Here is a 6,593-nt window from a genome sequence, read left to right on the forward strand (position 1 = left end):
CCCACAGTCAGCACGAAGGCCATGGGTAGTGCCGGCGCCGATGGGACCCGTTGTCGACCGTGCTAAGCAGACGACCGCCTTGCTGGCGGCACTTACCGGACCGGGCTCGGAAGCCGTCGGCTTAACTACGACCTTGGAGGGTGCCGGCGGATTCGGGAAGACAACACTAGCAGCATATGTCTGCCGTAGTCCAGAGGTCGTGAAGCGTTTTCCAGGCGGGTTGCTGTGGGCTACGATCGGCGAGCACCGAAAGGGCGCAGAACTAGCGGACGAAATCTGCCGTTTGTGCGAGATTCTGTCAGGCGAACGACCAGGAACCGCCGACCCATGGGTGGCTGGATCGAGACTTGGTGAGCTTCTCGATCGGCGTGAGCCCACCTTGATGGTCGTCGACGACGTTTGGACCAAGACTCAACTAGAACCATTTCTTATCGGGGGACCCACTTGCCGTCGCCTGGTAACCACCCGTAATGTGGGGATCGTTCCCCGTGACGGGGTCACGGTGCCTGTTGACGAGATGAGCGTAGATGAGGCGGTCGCGACAGTAACTGCGGGCGCTGCGGGGATGCAGTCCGGAGTGGTCGACCGGCTAGTACGGCTTGCCGGACGGTGGCCAGTACTCCTTGGCCTCATCAATGCCGCCATCGTTGGCCATGTGCAAGCCGGCGCATCGCTAGACGATGCCGCAGTTTGGGTTGCTGATCGCCTCGAGCGTGATGGTCCAACTGCCGTTGACGTGGACGATCCCGAAAGCCGTGATCAAGCAGTCTCTTCGACGATGGCGGCAAGCCTCCGCCTACTCAACACTTGGGAGCGAGATCGCTACCTCGATTTAGCAATCTTCCCAGAGGACGCTGTAATCGATGATCAAACCCTGAACCTCCTCTGGGGAGCAACCAGTCAGGCCAATATCGAAGCCTGTCGCCGACTGCGAAGCAAACTCACGCGACTCCGGCTCGCTTCAGCCCGGTGGCATAGTTCGTCTCCCGCGCTCTCTCTCCATGACGTTATCCGAGCCTATCTACTTCACGAGATCGGCGGCGATGGCCTCATGGCCACCCATTCAAGATTCGTCGAGGCTGCGCGCGCAGCCCTCGGCCCGAATAGCTCTTCAGCCTGGTACTCATTGCCGGATGAAGTTTTATACTTGTGGCAATTTATTCCATATCATTTGAATGAGGCCGGACATCTGGAAGAGCTCGCATTATTGGTTTCTGACTTACGATGGGTAGAGGCTAAAATTCAGAGGCTAGGCTCTCCTGCTCCTATTGTTACAGACCTTGGGCTCATGAACACTCCGAGAGCCAACCTTATGCAACGTGCGCTCGTCGAGGTTGCCTATCTTCTAGCGCCAGCGACGCCGATATCGGTGTTGAGTGCAACGTTGGTGACCAGACTTGACGGCATCAGCGGGCTCCAGGAGGTCGTCGCTCGTTATCGAGAAGGGCTCGCTCGGCCGCGGATCGACAATCGGTGGCAGCTGCCTGACCGGGATGACTCAAGCGCAAATGTTCACGCCGGGACGGTGGTCGACTGTGCTGTCTCTCCAGACGGAAGGCTGATCGTGTCCGCTAGCGACGACGCGACTATCCGTCTTTGGGACAGGCAGACCGGGATGTTCATCCGGGCCTTTCGTGGACACACCGATCGAGTAAGAAGCTGCTCTTTCTCTCCGGACGGAGTGCTGATTTCTTCGGCTAGTGCGGATACCACTGTCAGGCTTTGGGAGACCGCGACCGGCAGGATGGTGCGGGCGCTACGAGGGCACACCGCGCGAGTAACGAGCTGTTGTTTCTCGCCGGACGGCGCCTTGATCGCTTCGGCGGGCGGCGACGGGACGGTTCGGCTATGGGACGCTGTGACAGGAGCCGAAGTCAAAGTCCTACGAGGACACGCCGGCCGCGTATGGAGTTGCACCTTCTCGCCCGATGGCGCCACGATCGTATCTGGAGGCGCCGATGGAACAGTGCGAAGCTGGGATGTAGCAACCGGTGCCTTGACCCAGTCCTTGCTCAGCCACGCCGCGTGGACGGCAAGCTGTTGTTTCTCGCCGGATGGCGCCTTGATCGCTTCGGCGGGCGGCGACGGGACGGTTCGGCTATGGGACGCTGTGACAGGAGCCGAAGTCAAAGTCCTACGAGGACACGCCGGCCGCGTATGGAGCTGCTGTTTCTCGCCGGATGGCGCCTTGATCGCTTCGGCGGGCGGCGACGGGACGGTTCGGCTATGGGACGCTGTGACAGGAGCCGAAGTCAAAGTCCTACAAGGACACGCCGGCCGCGTATGGAGCTGCACCTTCTCGCCGGATGGAAATCTGGTCGTCTCGGCCGGAGATGATGCTGCTGTTCGTTTTTGGGATGTCTCGACAAGAGCCAGAATAAGAGTCATACGAGGACAGACCGGCCGGGTATGGTGCTGCAACTTCTCGCCGAACGGAGCGTTGGTCGTCTCCGCTGGCGATGACGGGAAAATACGGATCTGGGACCCGGCAGCAGGTACCCTACTACGAAGAATGAACAGCCACGAAGGGTGGGTACTAGGCTGTGCGTTCTCCTTCGATGGCAGACTCGTCGTCTCCTCTGGCGATGACGGGAAAATACGGATCTGGGACGCGGCAGCAGGTACCCTACTACGAGAGATGAACAGCCACGAAGGCCGTGTATTGGCCTGTTCGTTTTCGCCAGACGGCACCCTAATCGCCTCCGCCGGAGATGATGGGACAGTACGGATCTGGGATCGGGACACAGGCGTCGAGATCCGCACCATCCGCGGTGAGGCTAATGAGATATCGGATTGCCAGTTCTCCCCGGACGGCGGACGCATTGTATCGGCTGGAGATGACGCGACGCTGAGGATATGGGAAACGGTAACCGGCTTCCCCGTTCACACATTACAAGGCCACGCCGACTATGCGTGGGCTGGCCAATTCTCTCCTGATGGGCGCCACGTCGTTTCTGGGGGAGCCGATGGAACGGTGCGACTCTGGGACGTTGCGAGCGGAAGAGAAGTTCGCGCATTCCGGGGCCACACCGGATTTGTCACCGGATGCACTTTCTCTCCCGACGGCGGGACAATAGCTTCGGTTAGCAGCGATCACACAGTCCGAATCTGGGACACGGCCACAGGCGTGTGTCTGTGCGGAATTCGTGTTGCTGCACCACTTACCAGATGTGCATGGGATCCGAGCGGAACCGCTCTTTGCGCCACCGGACAGCGAGGACTCTATCAGTTCAGCTATCTCAGGTAGATTTGCCCCCTGCTCCGCCGTGCCGCGCCGAGTCTATCCTGACACCGATCAATGTACCTTGGTCCGCGCTCAGATCAGCGATCTTCGCCCGGTACCGGCCCACTACATGGCCATGGAAACTGCATCCCAGGCACTGGCCATAGGCGGGCCGGACCCGCCGATGGGGCGGAGCACCTCGGCGGGGAAATCTGCCAAGGACGGACGCCAGCAGGTGGTGTCGTAGCCGGCACTTAACCATGCCGTCGGTCCAGTACTCCGCGCAACGGTAAGGCGACCTCATGACGGCGGTGCCGGCAGTAGCTGCCTTCCTGTGCTGGGCCACCTACCTTGTCGTCGGCCTCGTGGTTCTCCTGAAGACCGGCGACCCGCAAGCCCTTCAGCACGTCGGATCGATGGCCCGCGGCTTCCGCATCGGCTCGATCTTGCGCCAGTCCCAGTTCTACCTGCAGCGCCCTCCTCCGGGACCTCCGCCGACGGGCGGCAGCCCGTGAGGCGAGAGCAACACGCGCAGACCGTCGGGGGAACGGGTAGCCGCAGTGGAACAGCGCGGTCGTACCGTTCGGGGTGGTCATCTCGGCGGCGTGGCGGGCGGCGACGTGGGAGAGCACGGCCAGCACGGCAGCGTCGCCGATGTGGGTGTCCTGCGGCTCGTCGTCCTGGACCGCCCGGATGGTTGCGGTGTCGAGGGTGTGGCCCCAGGTCCAGCCCTGCTCGGTGAGCTGCTCGGTCTCGCGGGCGAATGCGGTGGCCTTGGCGGTCAGCGGGTAGCCGAGCGCCTGGTAGACCACGACGGCGGGTTCGAGGTTGAGCAGGCTGGTCGGGTCGATGTGGGAATCGAGTCCGAACAGGACGTGGGCGTGGAGCCGGTGCGGCCAGCCGTACCGGTCGAAGTAGGGCTGGAAGGGGCTGTCGTCGGCGCGGCGGGTGACGGCGTCCTCGCCGTTGACGGTCAGGACGTGGCGGAGTCGGCCGAGTAGCTCGGCGTAGCCGATGAGGTGCGGGGTCGACGGCATGGCGGGGCGGTCCTCTCGGGCGCGGGCGAACGGCGTGGGCGAGCTGATCGGGGTGATGGGATGACCGCGTCTCGAGCGCTGACGGTCCGCGCCGGGCGGCTGCATCGGGCGGATCGGCGCCGAGCCACGGCTGGACCAAGGGCCAGGCGGCGGGCAGCGGGTCGGGCCGCGCTCGTACGAAGATCGTCCACTGGGGTCGCACAAACCCGCGGAACTGCTCGGTGTCCAGCCCGGCGATCAGATCGGCGGTGGCGGAGAGCTGTCCGGCGGTGGTGTGATCAGGGCGAGGGCTGCGACAGTGGACAACGGAATCTGCGGGGACGCCGTGCGGTTGGCGTGGTGGCAGGCACGAGCGACGGCCTCCGCGAGCCTGGTCGCGTCAGGAGTGCCAGCGCCGGGCGGTCGGCGGGGAAGTCGCGGGCATGCCCCATTCGCTCCCTTCACGGGGCAGGGGCGGATAGGGCCGAGGTGGCAGGCGCGGGCCGGGGTCACGGCGGGCAGAAAACGCCGTGCGTGCTCGCGGGCCGTCACGCGGAGAAGAGCGGCCCCCAGGTGAGGGGGCGAATCCGCATCGGTGTGCTGCCGGCGTAGGAGGCGGCGATGGTACCGTGGTCGGCGATGACCTTGTAGCTGCGTAGCCAGACGGTGAACCAGGGCTCGGCGGGTGCGCCGCGGCGAGCCGACGAGTCCGCCGGGGGCGCCATCGTCGGATCAAGAGCCTGCGGCGTGGTGCGGTAGTGGTCGAGACGTCCGCCGAGCATCGGGCAGGCCGCGGCGGTGTAGGCCAGACAGATCGGGTCGAGCGCCGGCTCGGCGGTGCACCGCCGGGGCAGGTCAGACAGCCGCAACAGCAGCACCAGCCGCTCGTCGAGGCGCCGGCCGCACACGCCACACAGACGCCCCAGCAGCGCATGGTCCTTCCGGTTGCCGTCGACGGCGCCGAACAGGTGGCGCCCGTTGCCGGTGCGGGGGGTGATCCACGGGACGACGAGGCCGCCAACGGTCGGCAGATGGGCTAAGGACAACGGGATCAAGGGTGCAGTCGGGTCGGTCATGAGGTGCTTCCTGTTCGTGGGATTCCCCGCGCACGGGGCTCGCCCGGCGCGCGGCGATGAAGAACGGAAACGCGGGCACGCGACGTCTGGTAGAGGGACGTCGGACTACGCCCGACGAAGCGCGTTTTGCCGGCTGGAGAGACCCTGCTGGTTAATTCAGGCGGCGAGGGTGAAGTCGAGCCGGGCGAGGTGGGTGGCGCGGGTGCGGTCGAGGGGCTTGCCGGTCCAGTAGGCATCGAGCCGGATCATGTTGATCGTGGTTGCGGCGATGGTGTGTTCGAGGGTTGTCTTCGGTAAGCCGACGTAGCGGGCGGTGCGGACGCCGGTGACGTGGGTGGTCTGGCGCATGGTGCCCTCGATGCCGGCCCGGGCGGCGTAGCGCCGTTTCCACTCGTCGGTTGTCTGCTCAGCCCGCGCGGCCGCGAGGGCCTCGTGCAGTTCCCGATCCCGGATGGTGATCTGCCGGCGGGTGCCTGTCGTGCACAGCTCCCGTTTCGTGCACGGGCCGCAGTCCGTCCGGGCCCAACTCACCACGATCGCGTCGCGTTCTGCCTGCCGGCACGGCGTCCACGACGCGCTGGCCCGGCCCTCGGGGCAGGTTCCGCGCCGCTGGTCGAAATCGAACGAGAAGCTCGCCTTGTCGTAGCCCTGCCCGGCTCTGGCTTGCGCGGACTGGTCGAGCAGGACCGGGGTGACCAGCGTGACCCCGTAGGCCCGGGCGGAGCGCACGATCTGCTCGGCACTCGGGTAGCCGGAGTCGAGCAGGTGCTCGGCCGGCAGCAGCCCGCGCCGCTCCAGCCTGGTGTGGACCTCTTCCAGCGCGGCGGCGTCGGAGGTCGTCGCCACGGTGGTCAGCACCCCGATGATCAGGTTGGGTGGGTCGCCGCGGCCGGTCTCCGCTGGCCGCGCGACCGGTGCCTGCCCTGGCCCGCTGGCCGTTCCAGCCGCGTCTGCGGGGGTGGGGGTGCACGACGGGTCGTCGCAGGTCTCGGTGAAGTGGACCTTGTATCCGTCCCAGCCGTGGTCGCGTTTGACGCTGTGGCGTGCGTCGAGGTCGTAGGGCGAGATGAGGCGGTCTCTGCCGGGCGGGAGACCGTCCCCGCCCTCGGATGCGCTCTCCCGCCGCCGCACCACCTCCGCGCCCCTCGACGTGGTGGTCCGGTAGAAGTGCTGGATCCAGATCCGGCGCAGCGTGTCGACGGCGGGGATCTCGCGTAGCCACGGCGGCGCGGCCGGCGCGGCGACCTGTTCGAGCAGGCGGTAACCGTCACGGCCGTA

At 65.5% G+C, this 6,593-nt stretch carries 4 protein-coding genes; 1 reads left to right on the top strand and 3 read right to left on the bottom strand.

Annotated elements, in window-relative coordinates; genetic code table 11:
- Nucleotides 1–40 precede the first annotated feature (40 nt).
- Complete coding sequence (locus MJ783_RS23790; protein WP_370651750.1) at nt 41–3,247, top strand: NB-ARC domain-containing protein; 3,207 nt, start codon at nt 41–43, stop codon at nt 3,245–3,247.
- Nucleotides 3,248–3,477: 230 nt separating this feature from the next.
- Here MJ783_RS23790 and MJ783_RS21010 read toward each other — a convergent pair whose 3' ends face one another.
- The 3 genes from MJ783_RS21010 to MJ783_RS21020 form a co-directional block, all read right to left on the bottom strand.
- Nucleotides 3,478–4,260 carry a hypothetical protein gene (locus tag MJ783_RS21010; RefSeq protein WP_239313061.1) on the bottom strand — a complete coding sequence of 261 codons (783 nt, stop codon included), beginning with the start codon at nt 4,258–4,260 and terminating at the stop codon, nt 3,478–3,480.
- 527 nt (nt 4,261–4,787) lie between these two features.
- Nucleotides 4,788–5,315 (bottom strand): hypothetical protein, encoded by a 528-nt coding sequence (locus MJ783_RS21015; RefSeq protein WP_239313062.1) that lies wholly within the window; start codon nt 5,313–5,315, stop codon nt 4,788–4,790.
- Between the two features lie 156 nt (nt 5,316–5,471).
- Nucleotides 5,472–6,593 (bottom strand): transposase (locus MJ783_RS21020; RefSeq protein ID WP_239313063.1); only part of this gene is annotated, 1,122 nt, incomplete at its 5' end.

The sequence above is a fragment of the Protofrankia sp. Cj3 genome (assembly GCF_917627355.1).
In the GTDB taxonomy this organism is placed as follows: domain Bacteria; phylum Actinomycetota; class Actinomycetes; order Frankiales; family Frankiaceae; genus Protofrankia.